The sequence below is a fragment of the Methylosoma difficile genome, from assembly GCF_054657615.1.
Window position 1 is genome coordinate 421,206 of sequence record NZ_BAAHYJ010000003.1, and the last position, 26,533, is coordinate 447,738.

Genomic DNA, 26,533 nt, shown 5'->3' on the forward strand with positions numbered 1-26,533 from the left:
ATAGATTGGGCGTAAGGTAGGTATTAAGTTGATTTGTAGCATTGCAGATGGTTTTTGTACAGCAGATGGTTTTAACGTCAGCTTGCTGTTATTTGCATTATGCGTTGCAAAATGCAAAGTTGATTTTGCTTAAGGTTGAATGTGTCATAAAAATCAATAGTTTTATCTGATTATGGTTGGCTTGCTATTTGCTTGTCAAAATCAATGCTCAGATGGTTCTGACGTTTTCGCCTAATCATCTGTTTATCTTTCTCTCAATTTACCTTTAAAACGACTATGAATAATTATTGGAGTTCGCTGGTACGCGGTTGGTTGGTTATAGGTAGGGTCATCAGGGATTTCAAACCTGTCATACTGGTTTTGGCAAGCGCCTTATTGGCAGGCAACGCTTCGGCGCAGGAAGCTTACAGTGTCGGCATTGTTCCGCAGCAAGCGGCGGCTGTGTTGGCGCGTAATTGGACACCGATGCTCCAGTACCTGGAAAAGGCCACCGGTGTTGCTTTGCGCTTTAAGACTGCGCCAACCATTCCCGAATTTGAAAAACGTTTGGCGGAAGGTGAATATGATTTTGCTTATATGAACCCGTATCACTATGTCGTATTCAGCAAAGATGTCGGTTATCTTGCTTTTGCACGGGAAAAAGACACGCGTTTGCAAGGTGTTGTGGTGGTGCGCAAAGACAGCAATATTACGGATATTAGCCAGTTGGCCGGAAAAGATTTGGCTTTTCCGGCACCAGCATCGTTTGCTGCCAGTGTATTGCCGCGTATACAGCTGAAAAAACAAGGGATTGCCTTCACCCCCCATTTTGTCGCTTCGCATGACTCGGTTTATTTTTCGGTGGCGCGTGGCATTTATCCGGCAGGTGGGGGCGTGGTGCGGACGTTAAATTCTGCCCCTGCCGATGTCCGCGACCAGTTACAGGTGCTATGGCGCACCGATTCGTTTATTCCCCATGCCTTTGCCGCTAAGCCAGGCGTGCCGGAAAAAGTTTTGCAGGTGATTGCCAAAGCCATGTATGTCATGGCGTCGCAGCCAGAAGGCCAAAGCATTTTGCAAAACCTTAATATGAAAGGCTGGGAACCCGCACAAGATAAAGATTGGGATGATTTACGCAAAATGCCATTAGACATTGCCGATGCCCCCATTCAGAAATAACCTGAAAAATGGGCAAATGGTATGCCTAGACTTGGTTCTGATGGCAACTGGGTTATTATGGCCTTTTTTAATTTAATCTGTCAGTAATGAGCTTTCGCCTCAAAACCATTCTTGGCATTGCCTGTATCGAAGCTTGTCTGCTGATGGCTTTAGCTATCAGCAGTTTGGATTATTTACGGACTTCAAACCAAGAAGAGCTGCAACGTCGCGCCGCTACGGTGGTGACGTTGCTGGCCACAGCCACAAGCGATGCCGTGTTGTCTTACGATTTGGCGCGTCTGGAACAACTGTCTGCTGATTTTTTAAGCAACAAAGGCATTGTCTACGTACGTGTTTCCGATCGGGATCGGGTATTGGTTAAAGCGGGTGACGTCACGGCATTGCAGCGCGCTTTTCATGCTGACAGCGCTTTAGAATCCATTGACGACGGCATTTACGACACCTTTAAGCCGATCGAAGCCGCCGGCCAACAGTATGGACGCGTCGAGATAGGTCTTTCCACTGGATCAATCCAAGCTTATATAGATGAAGCCAGGGAACGCATTATGATGTTGGCGGGTTTGGAAATGGCGTTGGTGGCATTGTTTTCTTGGCTTTTGGGCAGTTACCTGACGCGCCAACTGGCTGGTTTGGAGAGCGCGTCAAAAACGATTGCCCAAGGCGATTTTAGCCAGCCTTTAAAAGTGCGCGGTCGCGACGAATTGGCGCGGGTCACCAATGCCTTTAACTGCATGGCTGCACAATTGGGCGAAACCTACCAAGCATTACAGTTGGCATTGGCGTCCGCCAAAAATCATGGCGAACGCTTGCAGGCGGTCATGGATTCCGAGCTTGACGGCTTGATCGTCACCGATCAGGAAGGGTTGATCAATTTGTTCAATCACGCTTCCGAGCGTATTTTTGGTTACTCTGCACGGGAGGTATTAGGGAGGCATCTTAATCTTTTGCTTGTTAACCCTGTCGACCATCTCATGTCCTGGTCAAATATGACTAACCAGGCCATTGGTGTTGTTTATGAGGTGCAAGGGCGCCGCAAAAACGGATCGGTATTCCATATGGATTTGTCCTTAACCGAACTGCACGCAGTAGAAGAGCCTGGCTTTATTGCATTGGTGCGTGATACCACCGAAAGCAAACGGATTTACGATCAGCTCTGCGCCAGCGAAAGCATGAAAAAAGCCATGCTGGAAACCAGTTTGGAAGCGATTGTCATGATTGATAAGCACGATTTAATTTGTGAATTAAACCAGTCGGCAACGCGCCTGTTTGGCTATAAACAGCAAGAAGTGCTAGGCGAACCCATGGCAGATTTGTTCATTAGCGAAAATTATCGCAGGGCGCACCGTTTAAACTTGTGGCGTTATGTTGATACCGGCGAAGAGCATTTCTTTGGACGCCACTATGAAATTATGGCCATACGCCGCTCCGGGCAAGAATTTCCTATCGAATTGTCGATTTCACCCATCCATATCGGTCAAGAAATTTTCTTTAGCGTGTTCTTGCGCGACATCACCGAATCCAAACAAGCCCAGCAAGCCTTACGTTTGGGTCAAGAGCAAGCCGAGCAGGCCAGCTTGGTCAAGTCACAGTTTCTAGCCATGATGAGCCATGAAATCCGCACACCTTTGAATGCTATTTTAGGCACGCAAGAATTGTTGGCGGACACGCCCTTGGATGACCAACAAAAGAACTATTTGCAAGTGGCTAACGAAGCCGGAAATGCCTTGCTGGCGTTGGTCAATGATATTTTAGATTTAACCAAAGTGGAGGCGGGGCGCTTGGTCTTGGAGTTGACTGATTTTGATGCCGAACAAGTTATCAAGGAAGTGTTGCGGGTCGTTGAAAAAAAGGCTGAAACCAAGCATTTGCCACTGTCTTACCAAGTCGAGCCAGGTTTGTCGACCCGCGTCAGCGGCGACCCTTGGCGTTTAAGGCAGGTGCTGCTCAATTTGCTGACCAATGCGATCAAGTTTACCAACCAGGGCCATGTCACCGTTTACTTGTCTGCCCGCGCGCATACGGAAGCTGATGGTTTGCTGCAAATTGATGTGATTGATACCGGTATTGGCATTGCCAAAGACACCCAGGCGCGCTTGTTTACGGTCTTTACCCAAGCAGATGGCAGCGACACCCGCCGTTATGGCGGCAGCGGTTTGGGGTTGGCCATTTGCAAAAGTTTGGTGGAGTTATGGGGTGGACATATTGGTGTTGACAGTCAAGAAGGTGTGGGCAGCCGCTTTTGGTTTAGCTTTGGCGACGAGCCGGGCGTGAGTGTGAACAAGGTGGTTACATCTTTGTCGAAACCCCAGCCACAAGTAAGCGTGACCCGCATCTTGTTGGTTGAAGACAGTTTGGTCAACCAAGCGGTGCTGTCCAGCTTTTTAAAAACCGGAGGTCACGATGTTTATGCGGTCGATTGCGGTTTGGCGGCCATTGAGGCGGTAAAAAACCAGCATTTTGACCTCATCTTTATGGATGTCTCCATGCCCGATATGGACGGCATGGAAGCCGCCCGCCGCATCCGGCTTTTAGGCGGCATAGCCCTTAAGATTCCCATTATTGCCATCACCGCCCATGCCGTTTCTGGCTATCGGGAGCAATGTTTGGCAGCCGGTATGAATGACTACGCCAACAAGCCCATTACCAAAGCACAGTTGTTGGATTTAGTGACAAAATGGCGGCATTAGCCTGAACGGTTATAATGCCGCATCCCCTAATTGCCCGTATCCGAGGTTTTTTTGTCAACGCCATCCCCTACCATCATGTTCAGCGCAGGCGAATCGTCCGGTGACCGCCATGCCGCCAATCTGTTTTTGGAATTGAAAAAACGCAACCCGACACTAAAAGGCATCGGCATGGGCAGCAGCCAAATGGCGGCGGCGGGTGTCGGGCTGAATGTCGATTCCGCAGGCATTGGCGTGATCGGCGTGGTGGAAGTTATCCGCCATTATGGCGAAATCCGCCGCGCGTTAAAGCAAATGCAGCAAGTGCTACTGCACGAAAAGCCGGATTTGTTGGTGTGTGTCGATTACAAAGAATTCAATTTCAAGTTGGCGCGTTTTGCCAAAAAATGTGGTGTGAAAGTCCTGTTTTACGTCAGCCCGCAAGTCTGGGCTTGGCGTGCCGACCGCGTCAAAAAATACGGGCAGGTCATTGATATGATGGCGGTTATCTTTCCGTTTGAGACAAAATATTACGAAGCTGAAAATGTCCCCGTACGCTATGTTGGGCATCCGTCCGTTGATAAAGTGCAGCCGCAGTTCAGCCGCGCAGACGCGATGGCACAATTTGGCTTGGTTGCCGATAAACCGGTGGTTGGCGTGTTGCCCGGCAGCCGGGTCAATGAAATCAAACGCCTGTTGCCGGTGATGCTGGCGGCGGCTGAACGTCTGCAGGCGCAGCAGCCCGACATCCAGTTTATCCTGCCGCAAGCCAGCAGCATTAGCGACGAATTGCTTGGCAGCTACCTGCAAACCACGTCCGTCAACATAATCGTCATCAAAAACCAAGTTTACGATGTCATCCAATGCTGCGATGCGGTCATGACCACCTCCGGCACGGCAACTTTAGAAATCGCCTTGCTGGATGTACCCATGGTGATTTGCTACAAACTGGCTGCGCTCACTTATTGGCTGGGCAAGCGCTTGGTCAAAATCCCGTTTATCGGCTTGCCCAATATCATCGCCGATAAAGCCATTATTAAAGAGCTGATCCAACACGAGGCCACGCCTGAAAACTTAGCCGCCGAAATCCTACATATATTGAACGATGCCGATTATGCAGCTCAAATGCGTGCCAATCTTCAACACGTCAAACAACAACTAGGGCAGGGCGGCGGTTCGAAAAATATGGCAGAATTGGTTTTGCAGATGTTGGCGGCAAATGCGTAAACCGTGAACGCAATACCTATTCAACACTACCCCAAGCCATGCCCGTATGTAATAATAAACAGCTTTGGCGTTGGCATTAATTTTGTAGCATTTTTGCAAATTAAATGAAGTACCTATCAAACAGAACTGATTTTCACAGCATAAAAGGGCGGCACTATGGATGAGAACAAAAAGAAGGCGTTAAGCGCAGCGCTGATGCAGATTGACAAACAGTTCGGCAAAGGCTCGGTCATGCGCATGGGCGATGTCGCTGCGTTCCGCGATATTGAAGTGGTCTCCACGGGTTCTTTAGGTTTGGATATTGCCTTGGGTTGCGGTGGTTTGCCGCGCGGACGGGTGGTGGAAATTTACGGGCCTGAATCGTCCGGTAAAACCACACTGGCTTTGCAAGTGATTGCTGAAATGCAAAAGTTGGGCGGTACGGCGGCGTTTGTTGATGCGGAGCATGCGCTTGACCCGACTTATGCGGAAAAGCTAGGCGTCAATTTGGACGATTTGTTGGTTTCCCAGCCGGATACCGGCGAGCAAGCCTTGGAAATCACCGATATGTTGGTGCGTTCCGGCGCGGTGGATATTGTCGTGGTTGACTCGGTGGCGGCGTTAACGCCCAAAGCGGAAATTGAAGGCGACATGGGCGATTCGCACATGGGTCTACAAGCGCGGCTTATGTCACAGGCGTTGCGGAAACTGACCGGCAACATCAAACGCTCCAACACCTTGGTGATTTTCATCAACCAAATCCGTATGAAAATCGGTGTCATGTTCGGCAATCCTGAAACCACTACCGGTGGTAATGCACTTAAGTTTTATGCTTCCGTCCGTTTGGATATCCGCCGTATCGGTTCGGTGAAAAAGGGCGATGAAGTGATCGGCAACGAAACCCGTGTCAAAGTCGTCAAAAACAAAGTTTCACCACCGTTTAAAGAAGCCGAATTTGAAATTTTGTACGGCGAAGGTGTGTCGTTCTTCGGTGAATTGGTCGATTTGGGCGTTAAATTCGGCTTTGTGCAAAAATCAGGTTCTTGGTATGCCTATGGTGATGAAAAAATCGGTCAGGGCAAAGACAATGCCAAGCAATTCTTAAAAGAACATCGGGATAAAGCCAAGGATTTGGAAGCCAAAATACGTGCCGAAGCGTTTGGCAAAGCCAAGCCGCCACTTTTGGCAACGATGGAAGAAGAAGCGGAAGACGAGCAATAAGCTGGCGGATTCCCGTTGCAAGAACCAACTGCCAATTATGCTGACATCAAAGCCATTGCCTTGCGTTACTTGGCAATGCGCGAACACAGCCAAAAAGAATTGGTGGATAAAATCCAAGCCAAAGGTTTTGCCAAGCCGGATATTTTGCCGGTTTTGGCAGAGCTTGCCGAACAAGGCTGGCAAAGTGATGCCCGTTATGCAGAAAGTTATGCCCGCTTTCGCATCCGTAAAGGCTTCGGGCCGCTTGCCATTGCTTACGAATTGCAGCAACACGGCATAAAGGGCGTTGACTTGGATGCCATCATGGGCGATCTTGCCGATAGCTGGCTAGAGCTACTGGCGCAAGTGTATGCCAAAAAATATCGCCCAGGCAGTGCAGGGGTTGAGCGTTTAAGCCGCAATGAATGGGCAAAACGCGGCCGGTTTTTATTGCAGCGGGGCTTTTCTGGCGAATCGGTCGCCACCTTGTTGGATCATTTAAACATTACCTTTGATATAGATTTTTAGCCTTAAGAACCCTCATGAAGACAATGACTAGCGCACAACTGCGCGCCGCCTTTCTGGATTTTTTCCGTCAACGTGGTCATGCCGTCGAGCCTTCCAGCTCCTTAGTACCTGGCAACGATCCCACTTTGTTATTCACCAATGCCGGCATGGTGCAGTTTAAGGATGTGTTCTTAGGCCGCGAACAACGCTCGTTTACAACTGCTACGACCAGTCAACGTTGCGTTCGTGCCGGCGGCAAACATAACGATTTGGAAAATGTCGGCTACACCGCGCGGCATCACACCTTTTTTGAAATGCTCGGCAATTTCAGTTTTGGTGATTATTTCAAAAAAGAAGCCATTGAATATGCGTGGGAATTTCTCACCAAAGAAATGGAAATCCCTGTCGAAAAGCTGTGGGTGACGGTCTACGCCGAGGATAAAGAAGCCGAAGCCATTTGGCTGAACCATATCGGTATTGATCCCAACCGCTTCTCGCGCATTGCCACCAAAGACAATTTCTGGTCGATGGGTGATGTGGGTCCTTGTGGCCCGTGTACGGAAATTTTCTACGACCACGGCGAGCATATCTTCGGCGGTCCACCAGGCAGTCCAGATGAAGATGGCGACCGCTATATCGAAATTTGGAACCTTGTGTTCATGCAATATGACCGTTCCGCTGATGGCACCATGACACCGCTGCCCAAACCATCGGTCGATACCGGCATGGGCTTGGAGCGTATCTCGGCGATTTTGCAAGGTGTACACAGCAATTACGAAATCGACTTGTTCCAAAGTTTGCTGAAAGCCGCCGCTGCGTTGGCAAAAACCGACGACCTGACTAACAGCTCGTTGCGCGTTATCGCCGACCATATCCGCTCCAGTGCGTTTTTGGTTACTGATGGTGTCATGCCTTCCAACGAAGGCCGAGGTTATGTGCTGCGCCGCATCATGCGCCGTGCCTTGCGTCACGGTTACCGCTTGGGCATCAACGATTTGTTCTTCCATAAATTGGTTGCGCCTTTAGTTGAAGTGATGGGTGAAGCCTATCCCGAACTGAAAGCCGCGCAAGAACAGGTTGAGCGTGTGCTGAAAAAAGAAGAAGAGCGTTTCGCCGAAACTTTAGGCCAAGGCATGAAAATCTTGGAAGCTTGTGTGGCGAAAATGGCAGTCACGGTTATCCCTGGCGACACTGTCTTCCAGTTGTATGACACCTACGGCTTCCCCGTCGATTTGACCGCTGATTTTGCCCGCGAAAATAATCTGACCATTGACCATGATGGCTTTGAAGTGTGCATGGCGGAACAACGCAACCGCGCCCGTGCTGCCAGTCAGTTCGATGCCGATTACGACCAAGACATCAAGCTGGACAGCGAAACCGAATTTACCGGTTACACGCAATTGGACGACCAAGTCAGCGTCATCGCCTTGTATCAACAAGGCCAGCCGGTTGAAAGCTTGTCGGCTGGCGACGAAGGCGTGGTGGTCTTGGACAAAACACCGTTCTACGCCGAGTCGGGCGGACAAGTGGGCGACTGCGGACAAATCACCGCCAATGGCGCAGTGTTTGCCGTCAACGACACGCAAAAGCAAGGTGGCACGCTGTTCTTGCACAAAGGCAAATTGCTCAGCGGTAGCTTGAGTGTTGGCGCGGTTTGCGATGCCAACGTCAGTGCCGAAGACCGCAAGGCTACCGAACTGAACCACTCCGCCACGCATTTGCTCCACGCTGCCTTAAGGCAAACCTTGGGAGATCATGTCGCGCAAAAAGGCTCGCTGGTCAATCCTGAACGCTTGCGATTTGACTTCTCGCATTTTCAACCGGTGACACCAGAAGAAATTGTTGTTTTGGAAGGCTTGGTCAATGCTCAAGTTCGCCTTAACAACCCTGTTTCAGCGCAAGTGATGGCGAAAGACGATGCGGTTAAAGCCGGTGCAATGGCTTTGTTTGGCGAAAAATACGGCGATGAAGTCCGCGTGTTAACGATTGGCGAGTTCTCAACTGAACTGTGCGGTGGCACCCATGTTGAACGCGCGGGTGACATCGGCTGCTTTAAAATCATCAGCGAAACCGGCGTCGCTTCTGGCGTGCGTCGTATCGAAGCGGTGACTGGCGGCGCGTGTATTGAATGGATTGCCGCCCGTGACAAAGCCTTGACGGACATTTCCAGTCTGTTGCGCGGCTCGACCGATAAAGTCGTCGAAAAAGTCGAACAGTTGCTGGAAAAAAACCGCGGCTTAGAAAAACAACTGGAACGCCTGAATGCCAAACTTGCCAGCTCGGCGGGTGATGAGTTGGCATCAAAAGCCGTTGAAGTTGGGGGAATCAAAGTGCTGGTCGCCAAATTGGACGGCGTAGACCCTAAAGCCTTGCGTGATTTGGCTGAACAGCTCAAAAACAAACTGGGCAGCTGCGCGGTGCTGCTGGCGGTGGTTGACGGCGACAAAGTCAGTTTGGTGGCAGGCGTATCCAAAGACAAAATGGCGCAAATTAAAGCCGGTGATTTGGTCAATTTCGTTGCCCAACAAGTCGGTGGTAAGGGCGGCGGCAAACCTGATTTGGCGCAGGCAGGCGGTAATAATCCGGCGGCATTGGATGGCGCGTTGGCGGGCGTTTTGGCTTGGGTTGAAGGTCTGTTGAAGTAAGGGTTTTCTGGCTTAACAATGCCAAAGTCCATGAAGTCTAAACGCCTTGCCCTCAATTTGCGGGCGTTTAGATTTTGTGGCTTGGGGTCATCATTCTGGTTTGAAATAAAAGATCTGTTTTTGCAATGCCGTTGCGGCAGCTTTTTATCAGTCAAATGGCTACAAAAACTGCGGTGAAGTTTTTGTAGCCCCACTCCTGTCGGACAATAGTCCAAACGCCGCCCCCGATTGCCCGGGCGGATAAGTCTGTTATAACGTAACGTTACATCTCTTTGGAAATTGCACGGGAATTGCTATGAGCGACCATCAAAATACCCACGTTGTTGTCATTGGCGCCGGACTTGGCGGTTTGTCTGCTGCCATTTCGCTGGCTTCCGAAGGTTTCACCGTCGATTTGCTGGAAAAAAACGACAAAGTCGGCGGCAAATTAAATGTCTTGGCAAAAGACGGTTTCACCTTCGATTTGGGGCCATCCATCCTCACCATGCCGCATATTTTCCGTAAGCTGTTTGAGCGGGTCGGCAAAAATATGACCGATTACGTCAGTATCGAAACCGTTGAGCCGCATTGGCGCAATTTCTTTGAAGACGGCAGCACACTCGATTTAAGTTCTGATCCGGCGGTGATGAAACAGGAATTGGACAAATTAGGCCCCGATACCGCGCGGCAATTTGATGAATTTCTGGCCTATTCCAAACGCCTTAGCGACATTACAGAAGATGGTTATTTCGCCCACGGTTTGGATTCGTTCTGGGAGTTGCTCAAACACTACGGGCCTGTAAAAAGTTTGCAGGAATTTGATGTCTTTCGCTCTATGGATCAAGGCGTAAAGCGCTTTATCAAAGATCCAAAATTGGTCGATGTGCTGAATTACTTCATCAAATATGTCGGCTCTTCACCTTACGATTCACCTGCTTTGATGAATTTATTGCCGTATATCCAATTTGGCTATGGCTTGTGGTACATAAAAGGCGGCATGTACGGTATGGCGCAAGGCTTGCAAAAACTTGCGTTGGAATTAGGCGTTAACATTCAGGTGAATGCCGAAGTAGTCGAAATCCAGCACGAAGGCGGACGTGCATCGGCTGTGCTTTTGGCAGACGGCAGGGTGTTGGCGGCAGATATTGTCGTCTCCAATATGGAAGTGATTCCGGCGTATAAAAACTTGATGCAAGGGCAGGAAGCTGAAATACGTCGCGTGGAAAAATTCGCACCTAGCTGTTCCGGCTTGGTGTTGCATTTGGGTGTGGATACGATTTATCCGCAACTCGCGCATCATAATTTCTTTTATTCCGACCATCCACGCGAGCATTTTAAAGCGATTTTCCACGATCATCGTTTATCGGAAGATCCAACCATTTATCTGGTCGCGCCGTGCAAAAGCGATCCTAGCCAAGCACCAAGCGGCTGCGAGATTATCAAAATCTTGCCGCATATCCCGCATCTTGATCCTGAAAAGCCCTTATCCGCCGACGATTACGCCGCGATGCGCGAGCGGGTGTTGATTAAATTGGAACGCATGGGTTTAACCGATTTGCGTAAACATATCGTTTGCGAAGAAACCTGGACGCCTGTCGATATTCAAGCGAAATATTATTCCAATCAAGGCTCGATTTATGGCGTGGTCGCTGACCGCTTCAAGAATTTAGGTTTTAAAAACGCCCAACGCAGCAAAGTGTTGAAGAATTTGTATTTTGTTGGCGGCAGCGTCAATCCTGGTGGCGGAATGCCGATGGTGACCTTATCCGGTCAGTTGGTGCGCGATAAGATTTTGGCGGATTTGGCGGGTGCTTAAGCTTCAAACAACGCATTCAATCACAAAGGTAATTTTAGGTTTCCAGAAACGCTTGAATCTTTCGTGCTATAAAACAGTCATAAAACTTTAAAAAAGGCAGATCAAGCAATTACATGGTATCGAAGTTATCCACCAACGACCACAGCTCCGACGTTGTCGGATTGAAATACATTTACCCCGTGTTGTCCAGACGGGCAGGTGGCTTGTCCATCGGCATCAATTTTAATACCAACAACGCCTGCAATTGGCGTTGCTTGTATTGCCAAGTCAACAATTTAACATTGGGTGCCGCGCCCGAATTAGATTTTGCGTTGCTCGAAAGGGAGTTGCGCTATTTTCTAAACGACGTTTTGTTCGGCAATTTTTACGACCGTTTTGACGTCGATGCCGACAAGCGCATCATCAAAGACATTGCCATTGCCGGTGATGGCGAACCTACCACGCTTAAACAATTTGCCGAAGCGGTCGAGCTGATCGGTAAAATTGCGACTGAAATGGGCGTGTTTCCTAGCAGCGATTATGTTTTGATTACCAATGGCAGTCTGATCCATCAACCCAAAGTTCAGCAAGGTTTGCAGGCCTTAAACCGTTACGGCGGGCAAGTTTGGTTCAAGTTGGATAGCGCAACCGAAGAGGGTAGGCGTTTGTTTAACAATGCCAGCTTAAGTTGTGAGGCCAGCGTGGAAAATTTGTTGGTTTCCAGTCGTTTATGCAATACAAAATTGCAAACCTGTTTGTTTGACTTGGATAAGCAAGGTCTTAGTGAAAAGGAAAAGGACGCTTATTTGGCTTTGCTGGGCAAAATTAAAAGCCGTTGTTCGGTAAGGAAGGTGATGCTCTATACCGTTGCCAGGCAATCCAAACAACCGGAAGCATCCCGAATTACCCCAATGCCTGCCGACGTTTTGCAAGGGCTTGCAGAGGCAGTTAGGGCGCTGGATTATGACGTATCGGTCAGCATTTGACCGAAATTGTTGATGTTTTTGAAATTATGGCTTGTTAGCTGATATTACAAACGATTATAATGCATGGTTCATACACAGTGCGAATGTGGCGAAATTGGTAGACGCGCTGGATTTAGGTTCCAGTAGGTAACCCTGTGGGAGTTCGAGTCTCCCCATTCGTACCACCCTTTTTATAAAATGGCGCCCGCCATTTTTTCAATTATTTTGACCCGTCCATCGGCATCAAAAATCATCGTAACTATTTGAGGTAGAAAGAATGCAAGTTTCTGTCGAAAAGACATCGGAATTAAGCCGCAAAATGACTGTTGTTGTCCCTGAAGAAGTGGTTCAGGCGAAAATGGCTGAAAAACTCAAGTCTTTGGCGCGTGAAGTTAAAATCGATGGCTTTCGCAAAGGCAAAGTGCCGCAAACTGTTGTCAAAAAATTGTACGGTGATCGCGTTCGTGGTGAAGTGGCGGGCGATTTGATCCAAACTACTTATTTCGAAGCTATTCAAACAGAAGACTTAAAGCCGGCAGGCCAGCCTTTCATTGATTCGGTCGATGAAAGCCAAGGCTTCAAATACACGGCAGTATTCGAGGTCTATCCTGAGGTGGTACTGGATGGCTTGGATCAATTGCAAGTGTCCCGTGCGGTTTCAGACGTTGAAGAGTCAGATGTCGATGCCATGATCCAAAAATTGCGCGAGCAAAGAAAAGAGTGGGCGGAAGCGACACGCGCTTCGCAAACCGGCGACCGTATTACTGTAAGCTTTACCGGATCCTCAGAAGACGAAAACTTCACCGATGGTTTGGTGGAAAATTACCAAGTGGAGCTGGGCGCAAAACAAATGATCCCTGGCTTTGAAGACAATCTGATCGGCCTTGAAGTGGGCGCTTCAAAAACCTTCGAACTGAATTTCCCTGAAGATTACGGCAACACCAAATTGGCAGGCAAAGCGGCGAAATTTGCGGTTGATGTCATTAAAATTGAAGAACCAAGCTTTCCTGAAATTGACGAAGAATTTGTCAAACTTTATGGCATTGAAGACGGCAGCCTAGACGCTTTCCGTAAAGATGTCAGAGAAAACATGGAGCGCGAATTGGCGCAAGCTTTACGTAATAAATTGAAAACTTCGGCGATGGATGCCTTGTATGAAAAAATTCAACTGACCTTGCCCAATACGCTGGTTGATGAAGAGATTGAAAGCCTGATGAAGCCTTACATGGAAACGGCTAAACGTCAGAATGTTAAAGCTGAAGACTTAAAATTGCCACGCGAAATGTTCGAAGATCAAGCCAAGCGCCGGGTTGCTTTAGGTATGATTTTGGGTGAAATCATCCAAAAAAATAACATTACCTTAGATAAAGACAAAGTCCGTGCCACGATTGAAGACATGTCAAAAAGCTATGAGCGCCCTGAAGACGTTGTAAAATGGTACTATTCAGATGAATCCCGTCTTAACGATATTCAACAAATGGTCTTGGAAGACCAAACCGTTGAGTGGTTGCTTGCCCAAGCGACCGTTACCGATGAGCCGGTTAAATTTAATGATGTCATGGATCGGCAGTCACGCTAAGGAATCCTAATGTACAGACAACAAGCCAATTTGCAATCTACACTTGATATACAAGCCGCTGGCGGCTTGGTTCCTATCGTTGTTGAACAAACCGCCCGTGGCGAACGTTCATTTGATATTTACTCGCGCTTGCTGAAAGAGCGGGTTATTTTCTTGGTGGGTCAAGTTGAAGATTACATGGCTAACTTAGTGGTTGCACAATTGCTGTTTCTGGAATCAGAAAATCCTGATAAAGACATCCATCTGTATATCAATTCCCCTGGCGGGTCAGTGACTGCAGGGATGTCAATTTACGATACCATGCAGTTCATTAAACCTGACGTCAGTACCATGTGTATTGGTCAGGCCGCCAGTATGGGCGCCTTATTATTGGCAGGTGGTGCTGCGGGAAAACGTTACTGCTTACCTCATTCCCGTATGATGATCCACCAGCCTTTAGGTGGTTATCAAGGTCAAGCCTCCGATATTGACATCCATGCCAGAGAGATTTTGTCGATCCGTGACAAACTCAACAAAATTTTATCCCATCACACCGGTCAGCCCATTGAGAAAATTCAAATGGATACCGACAGGGACAATTTTTTAAGTGCCAACGATGCTGTCACTTATGGCCTAATTGATAAGGTGCTGACTAACCGCAGTGCTTTATCTGAGCAATAATCAGCTGTCAAAACAGCTGTTGTCCTATGGTGTGCATCATAACAATATGATGCTTAGGGGAGTTAAGAATGACAGATAAAATCGACGATAAACTACTGTATTGCTCTTTTTGTGGCAAAAGCCAGCATGAAGTGCGTAAGCTTATCGCGGGTCCTTCGGTTTATGTGTGCGATGAATGCGTTGATTTATGCAACGACATCATCAAAGATGAGTTGCAAGAAGAAACAACTACGTTTAGCGGCAACGAGTTGCCCAAACCCAAAGAAATTAAAGCTGAGCTTGATGCGTATGTGATTGGTCAGGAACGCGCCAAAAAAGCCTTGGCTGTTGCCGTTTATAACCATTACAAACGCCTACGCAGCAAAGGTAAAAAAGACACGGTCGAATTGGCAAAAAGCAATATTTTGCTGATTGGCCCGACCGGATCTGGCAAAACATTGTTGGCAGAAACTTTGGCGAGATTGCTGAACGTGCCGTTCACCATTGCCGATGCGACCACACTGACCGAAGCGGGTTATGTCGGTGAAGATGTTGAAAACATCATCCAAAAGATCTTGCAAAAATGCGATTACGATGTCGAAAAGGCTGAAACCGGCATTGTTTACATTGACGAAATCGACAAAATTTCCAGAAAATCAGATAACCCGTCCATCACCCGGGATGTTTCCGGCGAAGGTGTTCAGCAAGCGTTGCTGAAGCTGATCGAGGGTACTGTCGCTTCTGTACCGCCACAAGGTGGTCGCAAACACCCGCAACAAGAATTTTTGCAGGTGAACACCGCCAATATTTTGTTCATCGTCGGTGGCGCATTTGCTGGTTTGGATCGTATTATTAAAGCCCGTTCAGAAAAAGGTGGCATTGGTTTCTCGGCGGAAGTCAAATCCAAAGAAGAAGACAAAAACGTCGGCGAACTGTTTGCCGAAGTGGAAGCGGAAGACCTCATCAAATACGGCTTGATTCCTGAATTTGTCGGTCGTTTGCCCATCGTCGCTACCTTGGAAGAATTGGACGAAGCGGCCTTGGTGAAAATCCTCACCGAACCTAAAAATGCATTAATCAAACAGTATAAACATTTGTTTGAAATGGAAGGCGCGGAATTGGAATTTAGGGAAGAAAGCCTTGGCGCAATTGCCCGTAAATCCATGCAAAGAAAAACCGGTGCCAGAGGACTTAGGACCATTGTCGAAAATATTTTGCTGAATACCATGTATGAACTGCCCTCATCAGAAGGCATTAGCAAAGTAGTGGTTGATGAAAGTGTCATCAACGGACATTCAGACCCGATTCTAGTTTACGAATCAGAAAAGAAAAAAGTTTCTTCAGAAGCCAAATCGGTTTAATTCAAATAGGGCTAAGGATGGATTCATTCTTTCCTTAGCACCTTTTCCGCATCACCATGCCGCTTTGCCGTAAATCTCGGCTACAAAATCCCCATTATTAAAGCACTAACAATCGTTCGCCGGTGCATTTCTAGGCTTAGATTGCTAAATCCCCGTTATACTTGCTTGAGAGTTTTATCGCTCATTTAAACGTACCGTTTTCTTGAACTCTAGCAGAACCCATACTATGGAAATTATCACGCAATTTTTGCACTTACTGAACGTAGACCAACTTGTCCACCAGTACGGTACACTGACTTATGTCATCCTTTTTTTGATTGTTTTTATGGAAACCGGTTTGGTGGTGATGCCCTTGCTGCCAGGCGACTCCTTATTGTTTGCGGCGGGCGCGGTAGCGGCTTCGACGGGAGCGCTTAACCCTGGGTTACTGATCCCTTTGTTAATGTTGGCGGCTTTATTGGGCGACAATCTCAATTATTTTGTCGGTAAATATTTCGGTAAAACGATCAAAAATCGCCAGCAGGTTTTGTTTTTAAAACAGGAGTATCTGTTAAAAACCGAAGCCTTTTATGCAAAGCACGGCGGCAAAACGGTCATCATGGCGCGTTTTATTCCCATCGTCCGCACCATTGCGCCTTTTGTGGCGGGCGCAGGCAGTATGGCTTATGGCAAATTCATCGTTTTTTGTATTATTGGTGCGCTGTTGTGGGTGCCTTCGCTGACCCTGCTGGGTTACTTTTTTGGCAATCTTGCGGTGGTGAAGCAAAACTTCGAGTTGGTCGTGTTTGCTATTATCGGCGTGTCGTTGCTGCCAGTGTTTTGGCAGGTGTTTAAAGCCAAGTTTTTGGCGGATAAGGCTGGTTGATGTAATGGTTGAGGATTCCGGCGTTAGCCGCCGAAATCTCCAATGCGTCTTGCAACACTTATTGGGCGTTCAAAAAACGGTAGGCACCACGGTAATATAACAAGGGTTCACCTTCGCGGCAGATGGCGTCTTGCACTTCGCCAATAATAATCCAATGCGTGCCTGCGCGGACCTTTTCGACCACTTTGCAATCCAGCGACATTAAGCTTTGCGTCAATATCGGCGCGCCACTAATACCAGCTTGCCATTCATTATCGGCAAAACGTTGTGCTTGGCTGCTGCCACCAGCAAATTGTCCGGACACGTCTTGCTGCTGTGCAGTTAACACATTCACCGCAAAGCATTGGCTTTCGTTAATGCCTTCACCGGTGTCCGCCATTTCATTAATGCACACCAAGATTTGTGGCGGATTGACGGAAACACTGCTGAATGCCGTCGCAGTCATGCCTTGCGTACCGTACTTTTCTGAATGAGTGGTCACTACCGTCACGCCGCTTGCCCATAGTTGCAAGGCTTGTTTAAAGTCATCGGCACTTACCGCCATGTTATCCCCCGGTTATTGAGTCAAAAATAGTTGGGCCGCACCAGTGCAGCGCAATAAGCTAGCCATTTTAATCGTTATTGATAAGTTATGTTAGGGCAATCATGAAAACGGTTGCTAATGTGGGGGTTAAGGCTGAACAAAAGCAAAGCGAATGCCAACCAATATGATAAAATTTTCGGCTGTCGCAGCACTGCCTTTGGGTCTGTTAAATGTCCAATTGGCGCGAGCTGGATACAAAAACAGAATACTGCACACGTTTTTAATCATTAAACCTAATTACCCCAAACTCTTATGAACAAACCTAAAAAAGTTGCGATTCTTACTGCAGGCGGCTTAGCGCCTTGCCTTAACTCAGCCATTGGTAGCCTGATCGAGCGTTATAACGAAATCGATCCCAGCATTGAAATCATCTGTTACCGCAGTGGTTACAAAGGCTTGTTGTTAGGTGATTTTTATCCTGTTACCCAAACTGTGCGTGAAAAAGCGGGTTTGCTGCAACATTTTGGCGGCTCTTTAATCGGTAACAGCCGTGTTAAATTGACCAACGTAAAAGACTGTGTCAAACGCGGTTTGGTGCAAGAAGGTCAAGACCCACAAAAAGTGGCGGCAGACCAATTGGTTAAAGACGGTGTGGACATCCTGCACACTATTGGTGGTGACGACACGAACACTGCCGCTGCTGATTTGGCAGCTTTCTTAGCCAGCAACAATTACCCGTTGACGGTTATCGGTTTGCCAAAAACGGTTGATAACGACGTTTTCCCGATAAAACAATCTTTAGGTGCCTGGACGGCTGCCGAACAAGGCGCCCGATATTTTGCCAACGTCGTCGCAGAAAACAATGCCAACCCACGCATGTTGATCGTCCATGAAGTCATGGGCCGCAGCTGTGGTTGGTTGACCGCTGCCACTGCTGTCGAATACCGTAAATTGTTGGACCGCGCCGAATGGTTGCCTGAATTGGGCTTGGATCGTAAAGCGTTTGAAGTACACGGCGTATTTATCCCAGAAATGAACATCGACATAGCAGCCGAAGCGGCGCGTTTGCGCGAAGTGATGGATACTGTTGATTGCGTCAATATCTTCGTCTCAGAAGGTGCAGGCGTAGAATCGATTGTTGCCGAAATGCAAGCCAAAGGCCAAGAAGTGCCGCGCGATGCGTTTGGTCACGTGAAATTGGATGCCGTCAATCCAGGCAAATGGTTTGGCGAGCAGTTCGCCGAGATGCTGGGTGCAGAAAAAACCTTGATCCAAAAATCGGGTTATTTTGCCCGCGCAGCTGCTGCTAACGCCAACGACATCCGTTTAATTAAATCCTGCGCTGATTTGGCGGTTGAATGTGCTTTCCGCCGTGAGCCCGGTGTGATCGGTCATGACGAAGACCGGGGTGGCGTGTTGCGTGCGATTGAATTCCCGCGCATTAAAGGCGGCAAACCGTTTGACATTAACTTGGCTTGGTTCGATGACTTATTGGCAGACATCGGTCAGACCAAAGGTTCTAAAGTGGATGTCGCGCATTAATCGGCGGCATTGATCCATAAAAAAAGCCCTGGCATGCGTTGGTGTGCCAGGGCTTTTTTGTGTCTATCGAAAAATTTGGGTAGCGTTATGGGTGGATAAACACCTTGGTACCCGCCTCGATACGGTCAAACAATTCAACAATATCCGCATTGCCCATACGGATGCAGCCGTGGGAGCGTGGTTGCCCATCCAGCAGCTCGTCGGGGCAGCCGTGCAAATAGATGTAGCGCCATGTGCTGTCTACGGAACCGTAGCGGTTAACACCAGGTTCTAAGCCGCCCAGCCAAAGGATGCGTGACAATATCCAATCACGCTGCGGATAGTCTGCCGCCAAGGCTGGCGAATAGATTTCACCGGTGGGGCGTCTGCCAATAAACACGCTGTTCAATGCTTGGCCTGCACCAATTTTGGCGCGGATTTTATGCCAGCCACGGGGCGTACATTCACTTCCCTTGCGTTCACCCGCACCGTTTTTGGCGGTGGACACAGGATAAGTGGTCACAGTTTGTCCGTTGACAAGCACGCGCAATTGCTGGCGGGCGATGTCCACATCAAGGTAAGTTTCTGTTTCGCTGATAACCGTGGTTGGTGCTGGCATAAGTCAGTCAGGGTTATTTACGGCGTTTTTTAACAACGCTGTCGATCGGTTTGTCATCAATATCAGCCAAGCTGTCGCTGTCTATGGGTAACGATGACGCTTTGCTCGCTTTGCCTTTTTTCTTGGGTTCGGCATCAATGGGGCCGTCAAGTTCGTCCAGCGGGTCCGCTTCGGGCATCAGGCTGTTCGGATGCGGAGGCATGCTGATAATGCCGGTGTCGCCAGGTAGGGAAGGTTTGGCTACCGGTTGGACAGGTTTGACCGCCACAGCAGGTTTGGCGGGAGTCGAGGCGATAGCTATCGGATGGTACTGCAAATATTCGTTGGCAATCAGGTTGGTTAACGCATCGTAAAAGTTCAGGTAAAACTTGGGGGTGACAATACCAGTATCAACCCATTCCTCTTTGCTTTGGAAGGGCAGGGGAACTGGCAAGGTGACGCCGCCAAAGCCTGCCTGCACCCAAGTGGATTGCTTTTCCGATGTACTAAAGCTGGCGGACATCACTACTTCAGTGGTTTGCCCTTGGGCTTTTGAGAAGGCGATGGATAGTTTGATAAACATCATTTTGTCGTCGTCGCCTTCGAACGGTTGCGTGCCGGTGGCGGAAATCAGTTCCGATTGCGCGTCGGAATGGTCAACTTGGTAATGGGAAATAATCAACAGGCGTTTGATGGCATCGTAGGTGGTTTGCTTATCAAACGGAAACAGGTGCTTTTGGTAACAGTTGGTGGCGGGTGTCGATTTAAGCGGTGGTTCTTGGTCGGGCAAAAAACAAAATGAAGAAAGTGTTTGCCTGACTTTGCCATTGCCATCAAAAGTGATGAGTAAGTTGTTGGCGTTGATGGTATTGGCTTTGGTGTCCGTGCTGCGTTCGCGGACTTCCCAGATGGTTTCTTGGCCTTGGCTAAATTTGTGTACGGTGCGGTGGCCTGACAAGTTTTTTTCGGCTTCCGAAAAACTTAAGCCTTCGGTCACACGTGGCACAACCGACGATAAAGGGGGTAGAGCGGGTTCTTTTACCGTGTTAACAGGCGTACAGCCAGCCAACAACGCCAACATCACTAAATTTAAATATTTCATTAACATCACCCATGAATTGTGGCGGTCAGCCTGAGTTTGGCTGCCGCCGCAGGTTTACGCTTATTTGCCGACAGGTTTGGATTTTAAGTGGTTAATCAGATGCTCAATGATGAGCTGGGCAGCTTCTTCTTTTTGGCTGGAAACGGCAATTTGCACATAAGTGGTTTTATCCAAGAGGTGGCAGTTGACGATGGCAACGCTTTGTTCGCCAAACCCGCCGATAGTGCCGTTGCCACGGTCTTCAATTTCCAGATTCATTTTTTCCATAATTTCATGGGTTCTGGTTTGGCAATCTTCGTAGCTAATATCGTGTTTGGTAAAGCTGGATGTGATGAGTGCAGGTGGTGCGGCGAAAACAGCTGTTGAGGTTAAGCCAAACAAGCCGATAGCAAAAATTTTATTCATAAGGTTGTGTGCCATTTATCTGAGTTTTACAAAGTATTAATGTATTCAATGAAAAGCTGATAGCAGGGGAAAGCGTGTTTTTCCCCTGACGGATGTTTTGCTTAAGCCAGAAATATCCGCTATTTGCAAAACAAAGCAATGGATTCTACGTGTCCGGTTTGTGGGAACATGTCCATAACCCCTGCTTTCACCAAAGTATAGCCTAACTCGTTCACTAAAATACCCGCGTCGCGCGCTAATGTGGACGGGTTGCACGATACATAAACAATTTGCTCCGGCTGCCAGCGTTTAAACAGCGGCAATACTTCGGCGGCACCGGCGCGTGAAGGGTCGAGCATGATTTTGTTGAATTTATGCTGCGCCCACGGTTCGCCGGAAATGTCTTTGCTTAAATCGGCGGCATAAAACTCGACATTGTCGATGCCGTTAAATTGCGCGTTGGCTTTGGCGTGGTTGACCAGCGGCTGGTCACCTTCAATGCCGATCACGCGTCCGGCGTATTTGGCCATGGGTAAGGTGAAATTGCCGAGGCCGCAAAACAAGTCCAAAACGGTATCATTTGCGTTGAGCTGCAAAGTCTCCAAAACGCGGTTAATCATTTGCCGGTTGATGTCGTAATTGACTTGGGTAAACATTGCCGGACGAAATTTAAAGGTGATGCCATGGTCCGGCAAGCTGTAGGTGGGGATGACTTCCGGTTCGCCATCCAGCGGCACGATCGTGTCAGGGCCTTTGGATTGCAGGCAGATGCTCAGGCCATGCGCATGACCAAAAGCCCGCATGATGGCTTGGTCGGCGGTGGTCGGCGGTTCTAAAACACGGAAGGCCAACACGCAAGCCTCATCACCGATGGCGACTTCAATTTGCGGGATTTTTTCACGGATGCTGAGTTGTACAATCATCTCGCCCAAGGCGGTCAAGCGGGTGCCGACGCTCTCATGCATCACGATGCAGCTGTCAATTTCAGCCAAATAGGGATGGCGCTTTTCCCGAAAGCCGACCAGTACGCGGTCTTTCTTCTGCACATATTTGACGCCCATACGAGCCTTGCGGCGATAGCCCCAATGTGGGCCGGTCAAGGGTTGCCATAATTCGGGGCTGTCAACTTTGCCGATACGTTTGAACTGTTCTTCCAGCAAACCTTGTTTGATACTGATTTGCGCACTGGCTTCAACATGTTGGAAGCTACAGCCGCCGCAGACGCCATAGTGCGGGCAGGCGGCATCGACACGTTCGGGCGCGCGATTGTGCAAGGCCACCACACGGCCTTCGGCGTAATCTTTACGGCTATCGGTGTAGATGAAATCGACTTCTTCGCCCGGTAAGGCTTCGTCGATAAAAATGGCTTTGCCATCGATGTGGCCTACGCCACGTCCATCGTGGGTGAGCGATTCAATGTGGATTCTGACGGCTTCTTCTGGGAGTTTTTTCTTTCTGGAACGGGTGCGCTTCATGCTTTGGATTTTTTAAGGTTGCGAGGATTTGGTTGCGCGGCGCGAAAAACATCACGCCGCGTTATGCGGTTTATTCGGGGAATACGCCGGTTGATAAATAACGGTCGCCACGGTCACAGGCGATGACGACGATGACAGCGTTTTCTAAAGTTTCTGCCAATTGCAAGGCGACATAAACGGCGCCGCCAGTCGATACGCCCGCAAAAATGCCTTCTTGCGCCGCCAAGGCGCGGGTGGTTTGTTCGGCGGAGTCTTGGTCAACATCAATAATGCGGTCGACGCGTTCGTTTTGGTAGATTTTCGGCAGATATTCTTGCGGCCAGCGGCGAATGCCAGGGATTTTCGATTCACCTTCCGGTTGTACGCCAATGATTTGGATGTCGGGGTTTTGTTCTTTTAAATACCGCGAGTTGCCCATAATCGTGCCGGTTGTCCCCATTGAGCTGACAAAGTGGGTGACCGTGCCGTGGGTGTCGCGCCAAATTTCCGGCCCCGTGCCTTCGTAATGGGCGCGCGGGTTGTCGGGGTTGGCGAATTGGTCGAGGATTTTACCTTCGCCGCGTGCTTGCATAGCCCTTGCCAAGTCGATGGCGGCTTCCATACTGCCGGCAGCGGGTGTCAGGATAATTTCTGCGCCATAGGCTTTCATTGAGGCTTTGCGTTCCGCGCTCATGTTGTCGGGCATAATCAAGGTCATTTTGTAGCCCTTAATAGCCGCCGCCATCGCCAAGGCAATGCCGGTGTTGCCGCTGGTGGCTTCAATCAGGCGGTCGCCGGGCTTGATTTCGCCACGCGCTTCGGCATGTTTTATCATGCTTAAGGCGGGGCGGTCTTTAACCGAACCCGCTGGGTTGTTGCCTTCCAGTTTGACCAACAAGGTATTGCTGTTGTTGGCAATCAGCCGTTGCAAACGCACTAAGGGGGTGTTGCCGACAAACTGTTCGATAGTAGGGTAGTAATGCATGGCAGATAACCTGTTTTATGTTGATACTTAAATTATCCCATAAAACCCCTAAGAAACTTTGCCATTTATAGGATGCAAACAAAGGCTTTTATATTTGTTGTTTGAGCTGGTGCGGGTTATTGGCGTTGCTTGGGGCCTGTAAAGGCAGGTCGATTAAAAAACGCGTGCCTTTGCCAACTGCCGATTCAATTTGCAAGTGTCCGCCCAGCAGGCCTTCAACGATATTATGGACAATATTTAAGCCCAAGCCGCTGCCGCCTTGACCCAGCCGGGTGGTAAAAAAAGGGTCAAAAATGTGTTTGAGGTTTTCAGGGCTGATGCCGGTGCCATCGTCGCTAAATTCCAACAAGACCCGCTGGTTTTGATGTTCGCGGGCCGTAATCCGAATCGTTCCTTGAAGGCGTCCGCTAAAACCATGTATCAAGGCATTATTAATCAGGTTGGACAGCACTTGCCCGAACGGGCCGGGGTAACTGTCCATGGCAATGCCGTCCGGGATGTCTATCAGCAGTTGGTAACCAGTGTTTTTTAGGCGGTAAGCCAAGGTGTCTGCCACTTCTTTGGAGACTTGTTGCAGCTCGAAGCGGCGGCGTTGCGAGCTGGTTTGGTCAATCGCCACTTGCTTGAAGCTGGCGATAAGATCGGCGGCACGGGCAATGCTGCGGGTAATTAACACACCGCTGGCTTGTACGTTATTTAAGTACTGCTCCAGCTCGGAACGTTTAAGCCCCTTTGACAACAGCGGGGCAAATTCGTGGGTTTTGTCTTCCAGTGTGGTTGCCACCATGAGGGCATTGCCGATGGGCGTGTTCAGTTCGTGCGCCACGCCAGCCACTAAAGTGCCTAAGCTGGCGAGCTTTTCCGATTGGATTAAGGATTCTTGTGTCTGTTGCAGGTGGGTGACGGTTTCTTCTAAGGTGCGGTTAAGCGTTGCCAATTGCGATGTCCGTTCGGCGACGCGTTGTTCAAGGCTAGCATTGAGGTGGCTGATCTCGGCACGACTTTCTTCAAGGGCATCAATCCGTTGTCGGATGGCATTCGCCATGATGTTGAAATGATGGGCCAATTTAGCAATTTCATCACGCCCTTGCTCAGGTGCGGTATGAAGATAATTACCGGCGGCGATGGCTTCACTGGCATCAATCAATAAGCCGATACGGCGGGTGAGGGGAATGCCTAACGATAAGACCAGTACCGTACCCAGCAATAAACTGAGCAAAACCAAAGCTGTACCTTGCTGAAGCGATTGGCGCGTGGCATTTTTAAGCAGTTCGGTTGACAGGCCATATTGCAAATAGCCGACCGCATTGTTTGCCAACAGCAAGGGTTGGCGGACATGGACAATGCCGCGCTCCAATGCGGTATTGTAATGCTGTGGTAAGTCGGGTGTGGGAAGCGGTTGCGAAGGCGAGGTGGGGTGATGGCCTACATCAAGCAGTAGCGAGCCGTTATCGTTAACAATGGCGACATAAATCAGGCCGCTGCTGTCGGCATCTGCCACAATCAGTTCGGTCAGATAAATTTCCAGCAAATTCAATTCATTATTGACCGCATAAGGCGAGGCGGCAAGATTGAGTATTTGCGAGGTTTGTTTGACAGCCGCCCGCCCGTTATCGACGGTGGCCTGATGGATAATTCGGTAGCCGTTATAAAGGATGGTGCTGCCCAGCAACACCAGTATGCCCAAGGCAACCACCAACAAGCGTAACCGCAAGGTGTAGAGGCGTACTTTTGCGGTTTTTTTTACCGGAAGTGCTTGGGGCATAGGCGAAGCTTAGAAGACAAAGTCCAAATTTAAAGTCACCAGTTGTTCAAAATCGCCCGCCTGTGCTGTACCCGAATCGCCTTTGATAAAGTCGGTCTGTAGTTTAACAATGGCCTGTTCGCCGAGCCTGCGTGATAAGCCTAAGCTAAAGCTGGTGCGGTCGGTATAGGTGACTTCAACAATGCTTTTGGCGATGGCGTATTGGAACGGGTCGGCGGCAAGGTTTTCCTTGCCTTGCGATTGGCTCCAGCGGCGCGCCACAATGCCATAGGGCATCCAGTTGCCAAAATGCCGCCCAGCCATCAGATAGGCGCCTTGCTGGTCACGGAAGAACGAGTCTATCCGGCGGAACAAGTATTCGCTTTGCAGCAACCATTCATTGGTTTCATAACGTGCGCCAAAGCCAAACAACAGAAAGTCTTTATTGGTGTTGTTCAGTTCATTCGCCAGCGCTTTATCAACAAACAACAGTAGGTCATTGACCAGTTTGGCATCGTAAGTCATTTTTCCGCCCATGAGATTAGCTTTGAACAGCCAGGCTTGGTGTTCCAAACGGATGTCCAAATAACCAATGCCCGCTTCGATAGGATCGGTTTGCCCGCTGACAAAAACGCGTGGCGTATCGAATGCAGAATGGGCGCCACCGACATTCAGTTGCAAACGCCAAGATGACCAAGTGATGCGGTGTCCAAATTCTAAGCCATCAATCGAATAGATGGGTACAAGGTTGTACAGCTCCACTGGCGGGCGGACCCATGGCTGGGCGTGCAGCACGTTGCGGTATTCGGAAACGAAAAACAATGGCGTTTGCATACGCCCCAGCCTGATGCTGCTGTCGTCACTTACCGCCCAACGCAAATTGGCTTGGGTCAGCTCCGGCGTAAAGCTGCCGTCAGCACGGTGGTAACTGATGCCTTGAACGGTGGCTTGCAGGGAATCCGTGAGTGCGGCATCTAACTGTAAACCCAGTTTGGAATCCAATTGCGGGTCACAACGCCGTGATTTGCCCGGGCCGTCGGGTAAGTTTTCGCGGCTAAAGTCATAGTTGTCGGCGGTATAGCAAGCGCCACCTATGGTTCCAAAGCCGCGTAAACTGAGCTTGCCGTTGTCGAGCAATTCCAGCGCTTGGCTGTTCGTGCTTAACAGGCTGGCGGTCAGTGCCAAAAGGGCTATCACATTGATATGTTTCATGGCAGCCTCAGCAGAATTTTAAAGCCGTTGCTATGGGCATCGGGAATATAGGTGATGATACCTGGCGTGGATAAAACCAGCGCTTTCGCTTCTTCAAGCGGCAATTGGCGGGGCGGTCGGCCTTGTGCCGAAAACACCAGTCGCGACCAATAAGCGTTGACGCGCACCGTACTCATTTCGGCAATGCCTTGGTAAAAGCTTTCCCGCAACGCTTCGTCGCTGATGTCTACAGGGGTTAAGTTAACGCCGGCAAGACTGATTTTGCGTTTGCCTAAAAATAGGTCGGCGATTTCTTCGCGCGTTAAGGGGGCGGCTTCGGGGCTGTCTTGGGTGACGATTGCCAACGGTTCGGCAGCAAGCGGTAAGGCCAGCAGCAACAGTAGCGCCAATCCAATAATGGAACGGTTCAGTAGGTTATTGATGGGCAAAAAAAGCTTGGGCATCACGT

The 26,533-nt window shown here is 49.2% G+C and carries 22 protein-coding genes and 1 tRNA gene; 14 read left to right on the plus strand and 9 right to left on the minus strand.

The features are described 5' to 3' along the window. Positions 1-276 precede the first annotated feature (276 nt). From ACYQ1O_RS11425 to ACYQ1O_RS11485, 13 genes are all read left to right on the plus strand, one after another. Positions 277-1,158: a phosphate/phosphite/phosphonate ABC transporter substrate-binding protein gene (locus ACYQ1O_RS11425; protein WP_459991814.1), complete on the plus strand. Its 882-nt coding sequence runs from the start codon at positions 277-279 to the stop codon at positions 1,156-1,158. Positions 1,159-1,244: 86 nt separating this feature from the next. Beyond that, the gene (locus ACYQ1O_RS11430) at positions 1,245-3,845 is read left to right on the plus strand and encodes a PAS domain S-box protein (protein WP_459991815.1); all 2,601 of its coding nucleotides are present in this window, start codon (positions 1,245-1,247) and stop codon (positions 3,843-3,845) included. Between the two features lie 75 nt (positions 3,846-3,920). After that, positions 3,921-5,048 (plus strand): lipid-A-disaccharide synthase, encoded by a 1,128-nt coding sequence (gene lpxB / locus ACYQ1O_RS11435; protein ID WP_459991858.1) that lies wholly within the window; start codon positions 3,921-3,923, stop codon positions 5,046-5,048. A 156-nt stretch (positions 5,049-5,204) separates the two neighbouring features. Continuing rightward, complete coding sequence (recA, locus tag ACYQ1O_RS11440; protein ID WP_459991816.1) at positions 5,205-6,248, plus strand: recombinase RecA; 1,044 nt, start codon at positions 5,205-5,207, stop codon at positions 6,246-6,248. A gap of 15 nt (positions 6,249-6,263) precedes the next feature. Beyond that, complete coding sequence (locus ACYQ1O_RS11445; RefSeq protein ID WP_459991817.1) at positions 6,264-6,755, plus strand: regulatory protein RecX; 492 nt, start codon at positions 6,264-6,266, stop codon at positions 6,753-6,755. A 14-nt stretch (positions 6,756-6,769) separates the two neighbouring features. Continuing rightward, the gene (gene alaS / locus ACYQ1O_RS11450) at positions 6,770-9,379 is read left to right on the plus strand and encodes an alanine--tRNA ligase (protein ID WP_459991818.1); all 2,610 of its coding nucleotides are present in this window, start codon (positions 6,770-6,772) and stop codon (positions 9,377-9,379) included. Between the two features lie 295 nt (positions 9,380-9,674). Beyond that, entirely contained in the window at positions 9,675-11,174 is a 1,500-nt protein-coding gene (locus ACYQ1O_RS11455) for a phytoene desaturase family protein (RefSeq protein WP_459991819.1), read from the plus strand. Between the two features lie 113 nt (positions 11,175-11,287). Further along, positions 11,288-12,139 (plus strand): radical SAM protein, encoded by an 852-nt coding sequence (locus tag ACYQ1O_RS11460; RefSeq protein WP_459991820.1) that lies wholly within the window; start codon positions 11,288-11,290, stop codon positions 12,137-12,139. Positions 12,140-12,218: 79 nt separating this feature from the next. Further along, positions 12,219-12,303 (plus strand) — tRNA-Leu (locus ACYQ1O_RS11465). Between the two features lie 92 nt (positions 12,304-12,395). Next, positions 12,396-13,697 (plus strand): trigger factor, encoded by a 1,302-nt coding sequence (gene tig, locus ACYQ1O_RS11470; RefSeq protein WP_459991821.1) that lies wholly within the window; start codon positions 12,396-12,398, stop codon positions 13,695-13,697. 9 nt (positions 13,698-13,706) lie between these two features. Further along, positions 13,707-14,357: an ATP-dependent Clp endopeptidase proteolytic subunit ClpP gene (gene clpP / locus ACYQ1O_RS11475; RefSeq protein ID WP_459991822.1), complete on the plus strand. Its 651-nt coding sequence runs from the start codon at positions 13,707-13,709 to the stop codon at positions 14,355-14,357. 68 nt (positions 14,358-14,425) lie between these two features. Then, positions 14,426-15,697: an ATP-dependent Clp protease ATP-binding subunit ClpX gene (gene clpX, locus ACYQ1O_RS11480; protein ID WP_459991823.1), complete on the plus strand. Its 1,272-nt coding sequence runs from the start codon at positions 14,426-14,428 to the stop codon at positions 15,695-15,697. Between the two features lie 226 nt (positions 15,698-15,923). Next, the gene (locus ACYQ1O_RS11485) at positions 15,924-16,562 is read left to right on the plus strand and encodes a VTT domain-containing protein (RefSeq protein WP_459991824.1); all 639 of its coding nucleotides are present in this window, start codon (positions 15,924-15,926) and stop codon (positions 16,560-16,562) included. Between the two features lie 58 nt (positions 16,563-16,620). Here ACYQ1O_RS11485 and ACYQ1O_RS11490 read toward each other — a convergent pair whose 3' ends face one another. Continuing rightward, positions 16,621-17,106, minus strand: coding sequence for a flavin reductase family protein (locus ACYQ1O_RS11490; RefSeq protein ID WP_459991825.1), 486 nt, complete (start codon positions 17,104-17,106; stop codon positions 16,621-16,623). A gap of 291 nt (positions 17,107-17,397) precedes the next feature. On the opposite strand from ACYQ1O_RS11490, the gene ACYQ1O_RS11495 reads away from it, so the two are divergent. After that, entirely contained in the window at positions 17,398-18,627 is a 1,230-nt protein-coding gene (locus tag ACYQ1O_RS11495; RefSeq protein ID WP_459991826.1) for a pyrophosphate--fructose-6-phosphate 1-phosphotransferase, read from the plus strand. An 85-nt stretch (positions 18,628-18,712) separates the two neighbouring features. On the opposite strand, the gene ACYQ1O_RS11500 is transcribed toward ACYQ1O_RS11495, so the two are convergent. The 8 genes from ACYQ1O_RS11500 to ACYQ1O_RS11535 all read right to left on the minus strand — a co-directional run bounded on the left by ACYQ1O_RS11500 (position 18,713) and on the right by ACYQ1O_RS11535 (position 26,528). Then, the gene (locus ACYQ1O_RS11500; protein WP_459991827.1) at positions 18,713-19,225 is read right to left on the minus strand and encodes a L,D-transpeptidase family protein; all 513 of its coding nucleotides are present in this window, start codon (positions 19,223-19,225) and stop codon (positions 18,713-18,715) included. A 13-nt stretch (positions 19,226-19,238) separates the two neighbouring features. Continuing rightward, on the minus strand, positions 19,239-20,306 hold the full coding sequence (locus ACYQ1O_RS11505; RefSeq protein ID WP_459991828.1) for a hypothetical protein: 1,068 nt from the start codon (positions 20,304-20,306) through the stop codon (positions 19,239-19,241). A gap of 60 nt (positions 20,307-20,366) precedes the next feature. Beyond that, the gene (locus ACYQ1O_RS11510) at positions 20,367-20,711 is read right to left on the minus strand and encodes a hypothetical protein (RefSeq protein WP_459991829.1); all 345 of its coding nucleotides are present in this window, start codon (positions 20,709-20,711) and stop codon (positions 20,367-20,369) included. 119 nt (positions 20,712-20,830) lie between these two features. Continuing rightward, complete coding sequence (gene rlmD / locus ACYQ1O_RS11515) at positions 20,831-22,165, minus strand: 23S rRNA (uracil(1939)-C(5))-methyltransferase RlmD (protein ID WP_459991830.1); 1,335 nt, start codon at positions 22,163-22,165, stop codon at positions 20,831-20,833. 70 nt (positions 22,166-22,235) lie between these two features. Next, positions 22,236-23,129: a cysteine synthase CysM gene (gene cysM, locus ACYQ1O_RS11520; protein WP_459991831.1), complete on the minus strand. Its 894-nt coding sequence runs from the start codon at positions 23,127-23,129 to the stop codon at positions 22,236-22,238. Positions 23,130-23,217: 88 nt separating this feature from the next. Beyond that, a complete protein-coding gene (locus tag ACYQ1O_RS11525; RefSeq protein WP_459991832.1) occupies positions 23,218-24,894 on the minus strand; it encodes a sensor histidine kinase in 1,677 nt (558 codons plus the stop codon). A 9-nt stretch (positions 24,895-24,903) separates the two neighbouring features. Further along, entirely contained in the window at positions 24,904-26,085 is a 1,182-nt protein-coding gene (locus ACYQ1O_RS11530; RefSeq protein ID WP_459991833.1) for a hypothetical protein, read from the minus strand. Next, positions 26,082-26,528: a hypothetical protein gene (locus ACYQ1O_RS11535; protein WP_459991834.1), complete on the minus strand. Its 447-nt coding sequence runs from the start codon at positions 26,526-26,528 to the stop codon at positions 26,082-26,084. The genes ACYQ1O_RS11530 and ACYQ1O_RS11535 overlap by 4 nt, the downstream gene beginning before the upstream one ends. Positions 26,529-26,533: the final 5 nt, after the last annotated feature.